The sequence below is a fragment of the Tabrizicola sp. genome, assembly GCF_022842145.1.
Taxonomy (GTDB): Bacteria; Pseudomonadota; Alphaproteobacteria; order Rhodobacterales; family Rhodobacteraceae; genus Tabrizicola.
On sequence record NZ_JALHQD010000006.1, the window covers coordinates 242293 to 258634 of the forward strand.

Here is a 16342-nt window from a genome sequence, read left to right on the forward strand (position 1 = left end):
TATGACCCTCGGCCAAGATCAAGGACTGGACCCGACCCATGCGCGCCGAAACCCAAGCCAATATCGAGGCCATCGAAAAGACGCTGAAGCTTCTGGCGCAGCGGATGGACTGGGAAACAGCGCCGCACCGGCTGGAAGAATTCGATGCGATGATCGAAGACCCCGACCTCTGGAACGATCCGGCAAAGGCGCAGAAGCTGATGCGCGACCGTCAGGGGCTTCTGGACGCGGTCAACGCCTACAAGCTGATCGACAGCGGGCTGAAGGAAAACGCCGAGCTGATCGAGCTTGGCGAGGCCGAGGGCGACACCGAGATCGTGCGCGAGGCCGAGGCGGCCCTGACCGACCTCGTCAAGGTCGCCGAGGCGAAGGAGCTGGAGGCGCTGCTGGACGGCGAGGCCGACGGCAACGACACCTTCCTGGAAATCAACGCCGGGGCCGGTGGCACCGAAAGCTGCGACTGGGCGTCGATGCTGGCGCGGATGTATGTCCGCTGGGCCGAAAAGCGTGGCTTCACCGTGGAGTTGCAGTCGGAATCCGAAGGCGACGGCGCGGGGATCAAGTCGGCCTCCTACAAGATTTCCGGCAAGAACGCCTATGGCTGGCTGAAGACCGAGGCCGGGGTCCACCGCCTGGTCCGCATCTCACCCTATGACAGCGCCGCGCGGCGGCATACCAGCTTCTGTTCGGTCTGGGTCTACCCGGTCGTCGACGACAACATCGAGATCGAGGTTCAGGACAAGGACATCCGGATCGACACCTACCGCTCCTCGGGCGCGGGTGGCCAGCACGTCAACAAGACCGACTCGGCCGTGCGGATCACCCACTTCCCGTCGGGGATCGTGGTGACCTCCAGCCTGAAGTCCCAGCACCAGAACCGCGACATCGCGATGAAGGCGCTGAAATCCCGGCTTTACCAGCAGGAACTGGACCGCCGCACCGCCTCGATCAACGAGGCGCATGAAAACAAGGGCGATGCGGGCTGGGGCAACCAGATCCGGTCCTACGTGCTGCAGCCCTACCAGATGGTGAAGGACCTGCGCACTGGCTACGAGACCTCGGATACCCAAGGCACGCTGGACGGCGATCTGGACGGGTTCATGTCGGCGACCTTGGCGCTGAACGCCAGCGGCAAGAAGCGCGGCGACTTCGCGGACGTCGACTGACGCCCGCAAAATCCTTGCCTGAAGCTTCGCCCCGCGCGTAACATTTGGGCATGAGCGTCACGCATCCGCCCGCCACCCCGGAAATCAACCTGGTCGAGGCTTCCGACCTGCGCGAAAGTCTTGCGGCCGGATGGCGGGACTTCAAGCGCGCGCCGTTCCTTGGGCTGGCATTCTCGGCGGTCTATGTGCTGGGCGGCTGGCTGATCCTGTGGGCGATGACCACCAAGGGCCAGGTCTGGTGGACCTTGCCCGCCAGCGCCGGCTTCCCGATCCTGGGCCCCTTCATCGCCTGCGGGTTCTATGAAATCTCCCGGCGGCTGGAGGCGGAGGAGCCGTTGGTGGCCACGGAAATCTTCGGCGTGATCTTTCGCCAAAAGGACCGCCAGATCCCCGCCATCGCGGCGGTGATCGTGGTCTACTTCCTGTTCTGGAATTTCCTGTCGCACATGATCTTCGCCCTTTTCCTGGGCAACGCGACAATGACCAATGTCTCGTCCTCGCTCGCGGTGTTCCTGACGCCCGAGGGGATGATCATGCTGGGCTTCGGGACGGTGGTGGGCGCGGTCTTTGCGACGCTTCTCTTCAGCCTGACGGTGGTCAGCCTGCCGATGCTTCTGGACCGCGAGGTGGATTTCGTGACCGCGATGCTGACCAGCTTTGCGCTGGTCAGGGAAAGTCCGGGGGTGATGCTGGGCTGGGGCGCGTTGATCGGGCTCTGCCTGTTCCTGGGGATGCTGCCCGGTTTCCTGGGCCTCTTCCTCGTCCTGCCCTTGTTCGGCCATGCCAGCTGGCACCTTTACCGGCGCGCCATCACCTGACCGGACGGGCGACCAGCAACGCAAGTCCTGCCGCCAGTGCGGCCATCAGACTGGAGGTCAGCGCGACTGTGCCGAAGGCCGCACCTGTTGCGGCCAGATGCTGGGCGCTGTCGCCTGTGACACCAAAGCCCGGCGCAACCGGCCCGTAGGCCTCCGCGGCCATCCGGCCCAACAGCGCCACGGCGATCAGGCCCGCGACGCGGGCCACGGCATTGTTCACGCCCGAAGCGGCGCCCTGTTCGCCATCCTCGGCCCCTTGCATCGCCGCCGCTGTCAGGGGGGCCACGACCAGACCCAGGCCTAGTCCCGCGAGCGCGGTCAGCGGCACCACATGGGCCCAGAACTGACCCATCGGTGCCGCAAGCCAAAGTCCCGCATAGGCCAGCGCAACCAGCGCCGAGCCTGCGGCCATCAGGGGCCCCGCGCCGTAGCGGTCCGCCATCCGGCCCGCCGGGGCGGAAAGGACCCCGATCAGGATCGAGATCGGCAGGAAGGCCGCCGTCACCTCCAGCGCCGTCACGTTCCAGGCCGTGACCGCGGTCATCGGCAGGTAGAACATCACCCCGTTCAAGGCGAAGTAGAGGACAAAGGTCACCACATTCGTCACCGCCAGCGTCCGGTTGCGAAAGAGGCCCAACCGCAGCATCGGGGCAGGGGCCACGGCCTCCCAGACCAGAAAGGCGGCCAGACTGGCGAGGGCGGCCAGCGCGACCCAGGCCGGGGCTGCAGCGTCCGTCAGCGCCCAGGCCATCAGCCCCAGCCCCAGCGTCGCCAGTCCCGCTCCCGGCAGGTCGACCCGGACACCCGGCTTGCCGATGTCGCCAGGTGTGCGGCCGCGGACCAGCCACAGCGCGACCAGACCCAAAGGCAGGTTCAGCGCGAAGATCAGCCGCCAGCCAAGTTCGCCGCCCCAGGTGACGAACATGCCGCCAATCACCGGACCAAGCGCGGTGGTCAGGGTCGATGCGGCGGCCCAAAGGCCAAGGGCCCGGCCCCGTTCGGCGCGGGGATAGGCGCGCGAGATCATCGCCATCGACCCCGGCACCATCATCGCTGCCCCGACACCCTTCGCGGCGCGGGCGGCGATCATCTGCTCGGGTGTCATGGCGAAGGCGCAGGCCAGCGACCCCGCCACGAAAACCAGGATGCCCAGCGAGAAGATCCGCGCGATGCCGAAACGGTCGCCCGCAGCACCCCCGACCAGGACCAGCGAGGAGACGGCCAGAAGGTAGGAGGCGTTGATCCATTGCGCTTGTTGCAGCGACGCCCCCAGCGCCTCCCGCATCGCGGGCAGCGCGATCGACGTCACCGACGAGTCGATGAACCCCATCGACGAGGCCAGGATCGCGGCCCAGAGGATGATGCCCCTGTCACCCTCGGCACAGAAGGAAACGGGCACCGGAGTGCCCTCCGATGCCCGCGCAATGGTCATGGTGGGGTGGCTTATTCGGCGTCGGACGCAGGGACGGGCGTGTCCAGACGGACCGCGCCACCGGGGCCGCGGCCATTGGCCAGCGGGTCTTCCTGACGCTGAACCGAACCCTCGAAATGGGCGCCCGATTCGATGGCGATGGTCTTGTGGATGATGTCGCCCTCGACCCGGGCGGTGGAGGTCAGGCGGACCTTCAGCCCGCGCACGCGACCGATCACCCGGCCGTTGACGACGATGTCGTCGGCGACAATCTCGCCGCGGATGGTGGCGCTTTCGCCGACGGTCAGAAGATGCGCGCGGATGTCACCTTCCACGGTGCCCTCGACCTGGATGTCGCCCGTGGTCCGCAGATTGCCCACGACGGTCAGATCCGACGACAGCACCGAGGCGGATGCCTTGCCCTTCGGAGCCGAGGGGGTGAAATCCATGCTGGGCTTGGTCATCGGGGTCTCCGGGGTTTTGGGCTTCTCGACCTCGGCCTTCGGGCCCGGCTCGTTGATGCGGCTCTTAGAAAACATTCTTCGCTGCCTTTATGAAGGTCATCGGGTTTACGGCGTCACCGCCGAGGCGGACCTCGTAGTGGAGATGTGTGCCGGTGGAACGGCCTGAGTTGCCCATATCACCGATCCGGTCGCCGCGCGATACCCTTTGTCCGACCTCGACCCGGATCTGGCTGAGGTGCGCGTAGCGCGTCTCGACGCCAAAGTCGTGCTTGATCTTCACCAGACGGCCATAGCCATTGTCCCAGCCGGCATGGACGATCACCCCGTCCGCGGTGGAAAAGACCGGCGTGCCATAGGCCCCCGCCATGTCGGTGCCTTCGTGCATCCGGGTGCCTGCTCCCTTGGGGTCCTGGCGGTAGCCAAAGCCCGAGGTCCAGCGGAAGCTGTCCTTGACCGGCATCGCGAAGGGAAGCTTGAACGCCGCGATGCGGTACATGTTCATCCGGTCCAGGCCGGTCAGGATCGCATTGGCCCGCAGTTCTTCGGCCGAAGGTGCGGCACCCGAGGTCGAGAACGATATCGGCGTCAGCGGGCCGCCCTGACCCGAGTAGCCCTCGCGCACCGCGCCGATCAGGTCGTCGGGCGACATGCCGGCCTCGCGGAACATCTTGTCCAGGGGTTCCACCGAGACGGTCAGCGCCTCTTCCAGCCGGGTGAAGATCGCGTCGTTGCGCAGCTGCATCGCTTCCTTGGCGTCGGCGACCAGTGCGGCCTCCTCGCGCGCGGCTTCGGCATCGGCGAGGACCTCGTTGCGTTCCTCGGCGGCGTCGCCCAAAGCCCCGGTCAGGAACTCCAGCGTGGCCACGGTGTCACCCGCACGGCCCAGTTCGGTTGCAACACCCGATTGCGAATTCAGCGCCAGCGTCACGCGGTCGGCTTCGGCCCGGGCGGTGTCGCGGTCCTTGATCGTCTCGCGCAGCGTGTCCTGGATCGCCTCGATCCCGGTCTCCAGCTCGCGCCGGCGGTCTTCGGAGGCAAGCAGACGCTCCTGCATTTCCGACACCTGGGTCAGCGCGATGCTGAACCGCTCCTGCGCGCGGGCGGCTTCCTCGGCCCGCAGGTCGCGGTCGGACGAGAGCGCGGTCAGCCGCTCTTCGTACAGCGCCTGTTGGCGCATCGACTGTTCGCGCGCCGAACCGGCACCAATGGAATCCATCATGATCAGCGCGGTGGCGACGATGGTCCAGGCCAGCGCCAGGGTTCCGCCCACGATCCCGATGATCTGCGTCGCCGGTCGCAGCCGGATGAAGCGGGTTTCGGTGTCGGACTTCAGGAACAGGCGTTGTTCAGGGAAATGCCGTTCCAGGCTTTGGTGGAACCGATAGGCGAGGCGATTCAGCACGTGGGGGTCATCCGTTCTTGCCCTGGCAGGGGCTTCAATAGGTTACCCCAAGGCGGCTGGCCCCAGGCTCGGACCTGATTAGCCATGCTGTTTCAGGGTCGCAACAATTTTGACCACAGGCTGAGTTTTTCCGCGCGGGACCCGGGGATTATCGGCAAAAAACCGCCGATCACTCCCCGTCTTCGGTGAGCGGCCAATAGAAATCGGGCGGAATCCCGGCATCGGCCCGCTTTGCCTCGTTGAAGGGCGGTTTCAGCTGGCCGTGGAAATACCGGCGGACCAGGGCGTGGAACACCTCTTTCGGGTCGGTCCCGTCGCGACCGCAAAGCCAGTTGAACCACTTCGACCCATAGGCGACATGGGCCACTTCCTCGGCGTAGATCACCTCCAGCGCGGCCAGGGCCTGGGTTTCGCCGTGCTTGCGAAAGACCTCTATCATGCCCGGCGTCACGTCCAGCCCGCGCGCCTCCAGCACCATCGGCACGACGGCCAGGCGGCCATGCAGGTCGAGGGCGGTATCCTCGGCGGCGCGCCACATTCCGGCATGGGCGGGCAGCGCGCCGTAGTGGCTGCCCATCGCCTCCAGACAGTCGCAGATCAGGTTGAAATGCTTGGCTTCTTCGTCGGCGGCCTTGACCCAGTCGTCGTAGAAGCCCAGCGGCATCGGGTGGTCGGCGAAACGTGCGATGATGTCCCAGTGCAGGTCGACCGCATTCAGTTCGATATGCGCCACGGCATGCAGAAGCGCGATGCGACCCTCGGGGCTGCCGGGGCGGCGGCGCGGGACATCCTTCGGGGACAGAAGCACGGGCGCTTCCGGGCGGGCAGGGCGCAGCGGTGGCTCGGCCCGGCCGATGGGCAGGGACTGGTTCGCCGCGCGGGCGGCAAACCAGGTGGCGGCATGGGCACGACCAAGCGCCGTCTTTGCGCGACCATCGGCGGTGGTCAGAACCTCGACCGCAAGTTCAGCCAGGCTTTGCGTCATCGGTCAGGTCCCGCAAATCTATTCGAAAAGATTGCATATTCCCTCGAAGGAATTTGCGGACCCCTTCTGTCACAGCGCCTGCGCTGCCGCCAGCACCTCGTCGGCGTGGCCCTTGACGCTGACCTTGTTCCAGACCCGCGCCACCTGACCTGCGCCGTCGATCAGCACCGTCGTCCGCTCGATCCCCATGTAGGTCTTGCCGTACATGCTTTTCTCCAGCCAGACGCCGTAATCCTCGCAGGTGTGACCCGCCTCGTCCGACGCCAGGATGATCCCCAGACCGTGCTTCTTGCAGAACTTCTCGTGGCTTTTGACGCTGTCCTTCGACATGCCGATCACCGTGGTCCCCGCGGCCGCAAACTCGGCCTGGCGGGCGTTGAAGTCCTGGGCTTCCAGCGTGCAACCCGGCGTGTCGTCCTTGGGGTAGAAGTACAGGACCACCTTGCCGGGCTTCAGCCCCGAAAGCGTCACGGTGCCGCCACCATCGCGGGGCAGGGTGAAATCGGGGGCGGTCTGTCCGGCGGAAATCATGGGCGGCTCCTTGCCTTGTGCACGTTTGTGACTTTGCATCTAGTTGCCTTCGCGCAAAGATAAAGGCAGGGAAAGCACCGGCGCTCTGCACGGGGCGACGGCAGGTGAGCGGGGCGCCAACTTCAGATGAACGACCAGTCGGCGGGCTTGGAAGACGGGCGCAGTCCCGTTGCCGCGCCGGCGCGGGCAGAACCCCTGCTTCTGAGCCATCCCGAACCTGACCCGCCGACCCCACCTGGTCGCCCCGACCGACCGGCCCGCGCACGCAGATCGCGCCGCCGGGGCGGGATCAGCCTGACCGTGATCCTGACGCTGGTCGTGCTGGCCCTTGGCTTTGGCTACCTGACGATGGCCTATACCGGCAAGACCATCCGGGTCCCGACCTGGGGCGTCGCCGAGATCGAGGCGCGGCTGAACCAGGGCCTGGCCCAGGCGCGGTTGCCAAAGGGGACTGCCGTCTCTCTGGGCGCGGTGGAACTGGCGGTCGATGCCGATTTCGTGCCCCGCTTCCGGCTGGAGGACATCCGCCTGATCGGTGAGACCGGCCGCTCGCTTCTGGCCCTCCCCGAGGCGATGGTCGCTTTCGAGCCGCGGGCACTGCTGACCGGCCGGGTGCGCCCGTCCGAGGTCCGGCTTCTGGGCGCCCGGCTTGCGGTGCGACGCGACGCGGCCGGCCGGATCGACCTGCAGTTCGAAGGCAGCGCCACCGGTGCCGGACCGCAAAGCCTGTCCGACGTGCTGACCGCGGTCGAGACGGCCTTCGCGGGGCCCGCCTTCGACTCGCTGACCTTGATCGAGGCCGAGGGCCTGACCCTGGTCCTGACCGACGACCGCGCGGGCCGGACCTGGCAGGTGGGCGACGGACGGCTGGCGATTCAGAACGGCGAGACGACGATTTCGGCCGAACTTGGCCTGACGCTGCTGCAGGGTGCGGTGCCGGCGCAGGCGGTGCTGACGCTGGTGTCCGACAAGGGGGCCAAGACCGCGCGTCTGAGCGCCAAGGTCGACAACATCGCCGCGACGGACCTTGCCGCGATGGCCCCGCCGCTGGCCTTCCTGGCCTTCGTCGACGCGCCGATCTCCGGGGCGCTGGAGGCACGGTTGGGCGGGGACGGGCGGTTCGACAGCCTGACCGCCGAACTGGGCCTTGCGGCAGGCAGCCTCGCACCCGGGGCGGGTGCGCGTCCGGTCGGCTTTGACCGCGCCGCGCTGTCCCTGGCCTATGATCCGGCGACGGCGCGGATCCAGCTTTCCAGCCTGTCGGTCGAAAGCCCCTCCCTCCGCCTGACCGCCAGCGGGCACGGCGATCTGCTGGCCTCGGACGGAACACCCCTGGCCGTCGGCGCATTGCCCGACAGCATCCTCGCCCAGATCGCGGTCCAGGAGGTCATGCTGGACCCCGAGGGCCTGTTCGAGGAACCCGTCCGCTTCGGCAATGGTGCCTTGGACATGCGGCTTCGGCTGAAACCCTTCCGGCTGGACATCGGCCAGCTGTCCCTGATCGAAGGTGAGGAACGGCTGCTCCTCTCAGGCTCCGCCGAGACGCTGGAGGATGGCTGGCGGGTGGCGCTGGACGTGGCGCTGAACCAGATCCAGACCGAACGCCTGCTGAAAGTCTGGCCGGTCTCGGCGGTGCCGAAGACCCGCAGCTGGTTTGCCACCAACGTGGGTCAGGGCCTGCTGACCGACGTCCAGGCCGCCCTTCGCCTGCAACCGGGCGGGCAGCCGCAATTCACCCTCGGCTACGAGTTTTCCGACACCGAGGTCCGCTTCGTGCGCACCCTGCCGCCGATCCTGAACGGCCGCGGCCATGCCACGCTGGAGAACAAGACCTATACTGTCGCCCTGGACAAAGGCCATATCATCGCCCCCGAAGGCGGCCGGATCGAGGCGGACGGGACCGTCTTCCAGATCCTCGACATCACCCAGCGCCCGGCCACCGCCAAAGTCGATCTCGTGACCTCAGCCAGCCTGACCGCCACGCTTTCGCTGCTGGACCAGGAGCCGTTCAGCTTCTTCTCCAAGGCCGGGCAGCCCTACAACCTGGGCGACGGCCGCGCCGAATTGGCCGCCACCATCATCATGCCGCTGAAGCCCCGCATCCTGATCGAGGACGTCAGCTTCACCGTCGCAGGTTACATCCGCAACTTCACCTCGCCCGCCCTTGTCCCCGGACGCATCCTGACTGCGCCCGAGATCGAGGTCGCGGTCAACACCGAAGGGCTGGAACTGCGCGGCAAGGGCAAGCTCGACATCATGCCGGTGGACCTGATCTATCGCCAGGGCTTCGGGCCGGAACAGAAGGGCCGCGCCCGGGTCAACGGCACGGTGCAGCTGTCGGACGCGGTCCTGCGCGACTTCGGGATCGAACTGCCCGCAGGATCGGTCAAGGGCGAAGGTCCTGCGGCGATCGACGTGGCCCTGGTCAAGGACCTGCCGCCGCAACTGACGCTGACCTCGAACCTGGCGGGCCTTGCCCTCCGCCTTGACGCCCTGGGCTGGTCGAAGCCCGCGGGAACCCGCGCCGCCCTGGACCTTGAAGCCCGACTTTCGCGCGAGCCCGTGGTCGAACGCCTGACACTGGATGCCCCCGGACTGGATGCGCGCGGCCGGATCACCACGCGCGAAGGCGGCGGGCTGGAGGCGGCCACCTTCGAACGGGTCGCCGCCGGCGACTGGCTTGACGCCGCCGTGACGCTGACCGGGAGGGGTCGCGGTGCGCTGGACGTGGCCCTGACCGGCGGCAGCCTCGACATGCGGCGGATGCCCGACGGCGGCGGCGACGCGGGCGGTGGCGGGCCGATCAACGTGCGCCTCGACAGCCTGCGGATCTCGGAGGGCATCGCGCTGACCGACTTCCGCGGCGAGTTTGGCAGCCGCAGCGGCTTCAGCGGCCGCTTCGTCGCGGCCGTCAACGACATGGCGCTGGTTGAAGGCATCGTCGCCCCCGCAGAAGGCGGCAGCGCCATCCGCATCACCTCGGAGAACGCGGGGGCCGTGATGGCGGCGGCGGGCATCTTCGACCAGGGGCGCGGTGGCAATCTGGACATGACCCTGTTCCCGCGCGGGCCCAAGGGCGAATACAATGGTGCGGCCACCTTCACCCGGCTGCGCATCCAGGGCGCGCCCGCTTTGGCCGAGCTTCTCTCGGCGATTTCGGTCGTGGGCCTGCTGGAGCAGATGAACGGCGAGGGGCTGGCCTTCAACAACGGCGAGGTGAAATTCATCCTCACGCCAAAGGCGATCGAGATCACGGCAGGCTCTGCTGTCGGTGCCTCTCTTGGCATTTCCTTTGCCGGGCTTTACCTGACCGGCTCGGGTGCGATCGACCTGCAGGGGGTGATCTCGCCGATCTATCTGGTCAACGGGGTGGGGCAGATCCTGACACGCAAGGGCGAGGGGCTATTCGGCTTCAACTACCGCGTCACCGGCACGGCCGAGGACCCGAATGTTGCGGTGAACCCGCTGTCGGTGCTGACGCCCGGCATGTTCCGCGAGTTGTTCCGCCAGCGACCGCCCAACCTGAAGGACGCGCAGGGGAGCGGCGGATGAAGCTGGACGATTTCGATTTCGACCTGCCCGAGGCGCTGATTGCCACGCGGCCCGCCCGCCCGCGCCCCTCGGCCCGGCTTCTCTTGGCGGAAGGCGACCGGATCAGCGACCGGCATGTGTTTGATCTGGTGGACATCCTGCGGCCCGGCGACCGGCTGGTCCTGAACAATACCAAGGTCCTGCCCGCGCGGCTGTTCGGCACCCGCCAGCGCGGTGAGGCGGTGGCAAAGGTCGAGATCACCCTTCTGGAACCGCGTGCCGTGGGCTGGCGGGCGCTGGCCAAGCCCCTGCGCAAGGTGCAGGTGGGGGAGGTGATCCGCTTTTCGGACCGGCTTTCCGCGACGGTGGCCGAAAAGTCCGAAACCGACCTGACGCTCACATTCGAGCTGACCGGGGATGACTTCGACACCGCCTTGGCCGAGGCCGGAGTGATGCCGCTGCCGCCCTATATCGCGGCCAAGCGCGCGGCGGACGACCAGGACCGGACCGATTACCAGACCGTCTTCGCCCGCCACACCGGGGCCGTTGCCGCGCCCACGGCCAGCCTGCATTTCGATGTGGAATTGCTGAAGGCGCTGGCGGCCAAGGGGGTCGATTTCACCGAAGTCACCCTGCATGTCGGCGCCGGCACCTTCCTTCCTGTCAAGGTCGAGGACGTGACGACCCACAAGATGCACGCCGAATGGGGCCGCGTCACCGCGGCGGCGGCAGACGAGATCAACGCGACAAGGCGGGCAGGGGGACGGGTGATCCCTGTCGGCACCACCGCGCTGCGGCTGATCGAAAGCGCCGCGGCTCCGGACGGGGTCCTGCATCCGTGGGAGGGGGAGACCGACATCTTCATCTATCCCGGCTACAAGTTCCGGGTGACGGACGCGTTGATGACCAACTTCCACCTCCCGAAATCTACGCTGGTGATGCTGGTCGCGGCCCTGATGGGCGAAGACCGCATCCGCGCGATCTATGCCCAAGCGATCGTCGCGGGCTACCGCTTCTTCAGCTATGGCGACAGCTCGCTTCTTGTCCCCGATCCCTAGCGGCTAAAGACGAAACCTTCCCAGTCGCCCGCATCACGCCCGCGCGGGGCAAGGCCCAGGCTTTGCCGGTCGCAAGGCGCGAAGCCGCAGGCCAGAAGCAGGCGCTTCGATCCCGGGTTGGCGGGGTGCACCCGGGCGGTGATCCGGGTGATATGCGGCTTTCTGACCGCAAGCCGGTCCAGAAATCGCTGCACCATGTCACGCCCGTGGCCCTTGCCGCGGTGGGCCGCAGCGATCCAGTAGCTCAATTCCCCGGTGTCCGGGGTTGCCCCGTATTCCAGCCGAACCTGACCCACCGGCTGCCCGCCGACGCTGGCGACCCGCACCTTGTGGTGCGTGCCTTCGGTCGACAGCGCGATCAGCGCGCGGGCCATGTCATCGTCCAGGGACCCCGGCCGATCCTCCAGCATGTAGGTCCACAAGCTGGGGTCGCTCATCAGGGCGCGGTAGGCTGGCAGGTCATCCTCGACCCAGACCCGCAGGGACAACGCCTGGGGCCGGACATAGACCGGAGTGCCGGTGACCTGCTTGTGCAGCGGCAGGACGCCCATCTGCCAGGACAGCGGCGGGGCGGTGTCATCCTCGTCCTCGGTCTGGTGGACCCAGCCTTGCTGCAACGGACAATAGGCCAAAGGCTCACCCAGGGCCCGCGCCCTGGCAAGCTCCTCGGCGTCCAGCACGCCGTCGAAGCGGTTGCGGCCGGTCCGCGTATCCCCTTTGGTCATGGCGTGCTCCCTTTTGTCGTTCCAGCCTAAGTGGGAAGCCCTTGGCCGAATTCAATAACTGTGTCGGGTACAATTCCGCGGGCCAAAGGAAACCCTGCCGGGCCGCTTGCCTTGTGCCGAAACTTCGGGCAGGCAGACCGCCTATCCCCGCGCGGCAGGAACGACGATGCTGAAAGTCCTCTCCCATTCCTGGCCGCTTCTGATGGGCATCATGCTTTTGATGGTCGGCAACGGTATCCAGGGCACGCTTCTTGGCATCCGTGGCAATCTGGAGGGCTTCACCACCTACCAGCTCTCCTACGTGATGGCCGCCTACTTCCTGGGCTTCCTCTTCGGGTCCTGGGCCGCGCCGAAGATGATCCGCCAGGTGGGCCACGTGCGCGTCTTCGCCGCACTGGGCTCGCTGATCTCGGCAATCCTGGTGATCTACCCGGTCTATCCCGACTGGATCGTCTGGACCGCCCTGCGAGTCCTTGCGGGCTTCTGCTTTTCCGGCATCTACATCACCGCCGAAAGCTGGATCAACAACACCGCCTCGAACGAGACCCGGGGCCAGGCGCTGTCGGCCTACATGATCGTGCAGATGATCGGCATCATCGCCAGCCAGGTCCTGCTGAACCTGCCCGACCCAACCGGCTTTGCGCTGTTCATCCTGCCGTCGGTCCTCGTGTCGCTGGCCTTCATGCCGATCCTGCTGGCCCCCACCCCTGCGCCCGAGTTCGACAGCACGCGCCGCGTCTCTTTCGGGCGGCTCTTCCGCATCTCGCCGCTCGGCTGCGTCGGCATGCTCCTGACCGGAGGCGTCTTCTCCGCCATGTTCGGCATGGCCTCCGTCTGGGGCGCGCAGGAGGGGCTGACCCTGGGCCAGATCTCGATCTTTGTCGGCGCGATCTATGTCGGCGGTCTGGTGCTGCAATACCCCATCGGCTTTGCCTCGGACCGGATGGACCGGCGCACGCTGATCACCGGGCTTTCGGCCGTCGCTGCCGTGGCGATGCTGGCGGCGGCGCTCCTGCCCCTGTCCTTCCCGGCGCTGGTCGGCATCGCCATCATCCTGGGCGGGATCACCAACCCGGTTTACGCGCTCCTCATTGCCTACACCAACGACTTCCTGCCACGGGACCAGATGGCGGGCGCCTCGGCGGGACTAATCTTCCTGAACGGGTTCGGCGCGATCTTCGGACCCACCTCGACCGGCTGGATGATGGAGCAGTTCGGCCCCTCGGGCTTCTTTCTTTTCATCGGTCTGCTTTACATCGCCCTTGCGGCCTATGCGCTGTACCGCATGACGCGCCGCGCCGCGCCCAGCGTCTCGGGCGCCTTCCGCGGCGTGACCCTCGGCGCCTCTCCCCTGGCGGTCGAGGCGGTCCTGGACGAGGCCGCCCGGGACGATCCCCCGCGCAAGGATGTCGCCTGACATCTTCGGGTTGCAGCGCCGCCCGATCCCTGCAAGGCTTTGCCAAAGCAGGGAGGCTGCGATGTCTGACCCGGTAGAAGTGCTGGACTTCTGGATCGGCGAGATCGGCGCAAAGGGCTGGTTCAGCGGTGGCGACGCCGTGGACGATGCCTGCCGCGACCGGTTCCTGGATCTCTGGCAGGCAGCGCACGATGGCGGCCTGGAACACTGGGTCGAAGGACCCGCCGGGACGCTGGCCTACCTTGTCCTCACCGACCAGTTCCCCCGCAACATGTTCCGCGGCGAGGCGCGCGCCTTTGCCACCGACGCCCGCGCCCGCGCCGCCGCCCGCCGCGCCGTGGCGCTAGGCTGGGACATCGCGGTGCCGGAACCCGAACGCACCTTCTTCTACCTGCCCTTCGAACATTCCGAAGACCTGTCAGACCAGGACTGGTCGGTGGAGCTTTACTCCGCCCGCATGGTAGAGGATGCCGATTTCCTTTTGCACGCCAAGGCGCACCGCGAGATCATCGCCCGCTTCGGTCGCTTTCCCTTCCGCAATGCCGCCTTGGGGCGCACCACGACGCCCGAGGAACAGGCCTTCCTGGATGCGGGCGCTTACCCGGCCCTGGTGACCCAGATGAAGGCCGAGCAGGAGGAAAGCCATGCGCCTGACGCATAGGCCCACAGCAGCGCCAATGTTGCTTGGGTCTGGCAGATAGTTTAATGGCAAACTACTTTTTCTGGAGGAGGGAAAGATGGCTGCCCAAAGCTTCGACGTAATCGTGATCGGTGCCGGACCGGGGGGCTACGTCGCCGCCATCCGCGCAAGCCAGCTTGGCCTCAAGGTCGCCATCGTCGAGCGTGAACACCTGGGCGGCATCTGCCTGAACTGGGGCTGCATCCCGACCAAGGCCATGCTGCGCAGCGCCGAGGTCTTCCACCTGATGCACCGAGCCAAGGATTTCGGCCTGGCCGCGACCGGCATTTCCTTCGACCTGCCCGCCGTCATCGCCCGCTCGCGTGGTGTGGCCAAGCAGCTTTCGGGCGGCATCGGCCACCTGATGAAGAAGAACAAGGTCACCGTCTTCATGGGCGCGGCGACGCTGCCCGCCAAAGGCATGGTGTCGGTCAAGACTGACAAGGGCACCGAAGAACTGACCGCCAAGTCCATCGTCCTTGCCACCGGCGCCCGCGCACGGGAGCTGCCGGGGCTTGAAGCAGACGGCGATCTTGTCTGGTCCTACCGGCACGCGCTGGTCGCGACCCGGATGCCGAAAAAGCTGCTGGTCATCGGCTCGGGGGCCATCGGCATCGAATTCGCCAGCTTCTTCAACACGCTGGGTTCCGACACGACGGTCGTCGAAGTGATGGACCGCATCCTGCCGGTGGAAGATGCCGAAATCTCGGCCTTCGCCAAGAAGCAGTTCCTGAAGCAGGGCATGAAGATCCTGGAGAAGGCCGCGGTCAAGAAACTGGACCGCAAGCCGGGGCAGGGCGTCACCGCGCATATCGAACAGGCGGGCCAAGTCACCACGCAGGACTTTGACACGGTGATTTCCGCCGTGGGCATCGTCGGCAACGTGGAAAACCTGGGGCTTGAGGCTTTGGGCGTGAAGATCGACCGCACCCATGTCGTCACCGACGAATACTGCCGCACCGGCGTTGAAGGGCTTTACGCCATCGGCGACATCGCGGGCGCGCCCTGGCTCGCGCACAAGGCCAGCCACGAAGGCGTCATGGTGGCCGAACTGATCGCAGGCAAGCATCCGCACCCGATCAAGCCGAACTCCATCGCGGGCTGCACCTATTGCCACCCGCAGGTCGCCAGCGTCGGTCTCACCGAAGCGAAGGCGAAAGAAGCGGGCTATGACATCAAGGTCGGCCGCTTCCCCTTCATCGGCAACGGCAAGGCCATCGCCCTGGGCGAAGCCGAAGGTCTGGTGAAAACCATCTTCGACGCCAAGACGGGGGAACTTCTGGGCGCTCACATGATCGGTGCCGAAGTGACCGAGCTGATCCAGGGCTATGTGATCGGCCGCACGCTGGAGACGACCGAGGAAGACCTGATGAACACCGTCTTCCCGCATCCCACGCTCTCCGAGATGATGCACGAAGCCGTGCTCGACGCCTACGGACGCGCGATCCACATCTGATGGCCTCGCTCAACCGGGTCGTGATGCAGAAGGAAACCCGGGACTGGATCACCAGTCTCGGCCCCGAGCGTCTCGACGTGGCCGAGCTTTCCGGCAGATGGGGCGAGAAGTTCGGCTTTCGCAGCTACCGCGCCTTGCAGTTCCGCAAGTTCGATCCCTGTCAGGGTCCCCTGCTGGACGAGGCCGGGAAGGTCGTCCGCTTCGATCTGATCATGGCCAACCAGGTCTGGGAGCATGTCGAACGCCCCCATGCCGCCACCCGCAACATCTACCGGATGCTGCGCTCGGGCGGCTGGTTCTGGCTGGCCGTGCCGTTCTTCGCGCCCTACCACGCGGTGCCGGTCGATTGCTCGCGCTGGACGGCGCGGGGGCTGAAGAACTTGCTCATCGAGGCGGGCTTTGACGAGGGGCGTATCCAGTCCCACCAATGGGGCAACCGCCACGTGGCACAGCGCAACCTGGAAGTGCCTTGGCCGCCCGACTTGCGGGACGATGATGACCTGACCAACGATCCCGACTTTCCTGTGGTCTCCTGGGCGATGGCGCAAAAGGACTGACGCCGCCTCGTGCGCTTTCGTCTTCCCCCGCCGGCAGGGCCGCCGCGACGCGCCCGCCGCCGCCCCCGAGCGAGGAGCGACGCAGTCGGGCGAAGGCGCCGCGCCAGCTTAAGAAATCCTGAACGCCCGCCGTCAACCCCTT

General features: G+C 66.7%; 14 protein-coding genes. 8 read left to right on the plus strand and 6 right to left on the minus strand.

The genetic code is table 11. The features are described 5' to 3' along the window. The first annotated feature begins 38 nt into the window (after positions 1-38). Both prfB and Q0C42_RS15355 read left to right on the plus strand, forming a co-directional pair. Positions 39-1166, plus strand: a complete 1128-nt coding sequence (prfB, locus tag Q0C42_RS15350) for a peptide chain release factor 2 (RefSeq protein WP_295077681.1) — start codon at positions 39-41, stop codon at positions 1164-1166. A 50-nt stretch (positions 1167-1216) separates the two neighbouring features. Continuing rightward, on the plus strand, positions 1217-1984 hold the full coding sequence (locus tag Q0C42_RS15355; protein WP_295077684.1) for a DUF2189 domain-containing protein: 768 nt from the start codon (positions 1217-1219) through the stop codon (positions 1982-1984). Here the strand turns inward: Q0C42_RS15355 and Q0C42_RS15360 are convergent. The 5 genes from Q0C42_RS15360 to Q0C42_RS15380 form a co-directional block, all read right to left on the minus strand. After that, positions 1977-3416, minus strand: coding sequence for an MFS transporter (locus Q0C42_RS15360; RefSeq protein WP_295077687.1), 1440 nt, complete (start codon positions 3414-3416; stop codon positions 1977-1979). The genes Q0C42_RS15355 and Q0C42_RS15360 overlap by 8 nt on opposite strands. Before the next feature lie 11 nt (positions 3417-3427). Beyond that, positions 3428-3934: a polymer-forming cytoskeletal protein gene (locus tag Q0C42_RS15365; protein WP_295077690.1), complete on the minus strand. Its 507-nt coding sequence runs from the start codon at positions 3932-3934 to the stop codon at positions 3428-3430. After that, on the minus strand, positions 3924-5261 hold the full coding sequence (locus tag Q0C42_RS15370) for a M23 family metallopeptidase (protein ID WP_295077693.1): 1338 nt from the start codon (positions 5259-5261) through the stop codon (positions 3924-3926). Before Q0C42_RS15370 ends, Q0C42_RS15365 begins: the two co-directional genes overlap by 11 nt. 169 nt (positions 5262-5430) lie before the next feature. Beyond that, a complete protein-coding gene (locus tag Q0C42_RS15375) occupies positions 5431-6246 on the minus strand; it encodes a ferritin-like domain-containing protein (RefSeq protein WP_295077696.1) in 816 nt (271 codons plus the stop codon). 69 nt (positions 6247-6315) lie between these two features. Then, entirely contained in the window at positions 6316-6777 is a 462-nt protein-coding gene (locus Q0C42_RS15380) for a peroxiredoxin (RefSeq protein ID WP_295077698.1), read from the minus strand. 126 nt (positions 6778-6903) lie between these two features. Here Q0C42_RS15380 and Q0C42_RS15385 point away from each other — a divergent pair, with 126 nt between their 5' ends. After that, positions 6904-10329 carry a hypothetical protein gene (locus Q0C42_RS15385; RefSeq protein ID WP_295077701.1) on the plus strand — a complete coding sequence of 1142 codons (3426 nt, stop codon included), beginning with the start codon at positions 6904-6906 and terminating at the stop codon, positions 10327-10329. Next, a complete protein-coding gene (gene queA, locus Q0C42_RS15390; RefSeq protein WP_295077704.1) occupies positions 10326-11366 on the plus strand; it encodes a tRNA preQ1(34) S-adenosylmethionine ribosyltransferase-isomerase QueA in 1041 nt (346 codons plus the stop codon). The genes Q0C42_RS15385 and queA overlap by 4 nt, the downstream gene beginning before the upstream one ends. Here queA and Q0C42_RS15395 read toward each other — a convergent pair. Beyond that, positions 11363-12091 carry a GNAT family N-acetyltransferase gene (locus Q0C42_RS15395; protein WP_295077707.1) on the minus strand — a complete coding sequence of 243 codons (729 nt, stop codon included), beginning with the start codon at positions 12089-12091 and terminating at the stop codon, positions 11363-11365. The two genes, queA and Q0C42_RS15395, sit on opposite strands and share 4 nt — an antisense overlap. A gap of 166 nt (positions 12092-12257) precedes the next feature. Between Q0C42_RS15395 and Q0C42_RS15400 the strand changes: the two genes are divergently transcribed. The 4 genes from Q0C42_RS15400 to Q0C42_RS15415 all read left to right on the plus strand — a co-directional run bounded on the left by Q0C42_RS15400 (position 12258) and on the right by Q0C42_RS15415 (position 16200). After that, positions 12258-13508 (plus strand): MFS transporter, encoded by a 1251-nt coding sequence (locus tag Q0C42_RS15400; protein ID WP_295077710.1) that lies wholly within the window; start codon positions 12258-12260, stop codon positions 13506-13508. 61 nt (positions 13509-13569) lie between these two features. Continuing rightward, positions 13570-14169, plus strand: coding sequence for a DUF924 family protein (locus Q0C42_RS15405; protein WP_295077713.1), 600 nt, complete (start codon positions 13570-13572; stop codon positions 14167-14169). A 76-nt stretch (positions 14170-14245) separates the two neighbouring features. Continuing rightward, positions 14246-15643: a dihydrolipoyl dehydrogenase gene (lpdA, locus tag Q0C42_RS15410; RefSeq protein WP_295077716.1), complete on the plus strand. Its 1398-nt coding sequence runs from the start codon at positions 14246-14248 to the stop codon at positions 15641-15643. Next, positions 15643-16200 carry a methyltransferase domain-containing protein gene (locus Q0C42_RS15415; RefSeq protein WP_295077719.1) on the plus strand — a complete coding sequence of 186 codons (558 nt, stop codon included), beginning with the start codon at positions 15643-15645 and terminating at the stop codon, positions 16198-16200. The genes lpdA and Q0C42_RS15415 overlap by 1 nt, the downstream gene beginning before the upstream one ends. Positions 16201-16342 lie beyond the last annotated feature (142 nt).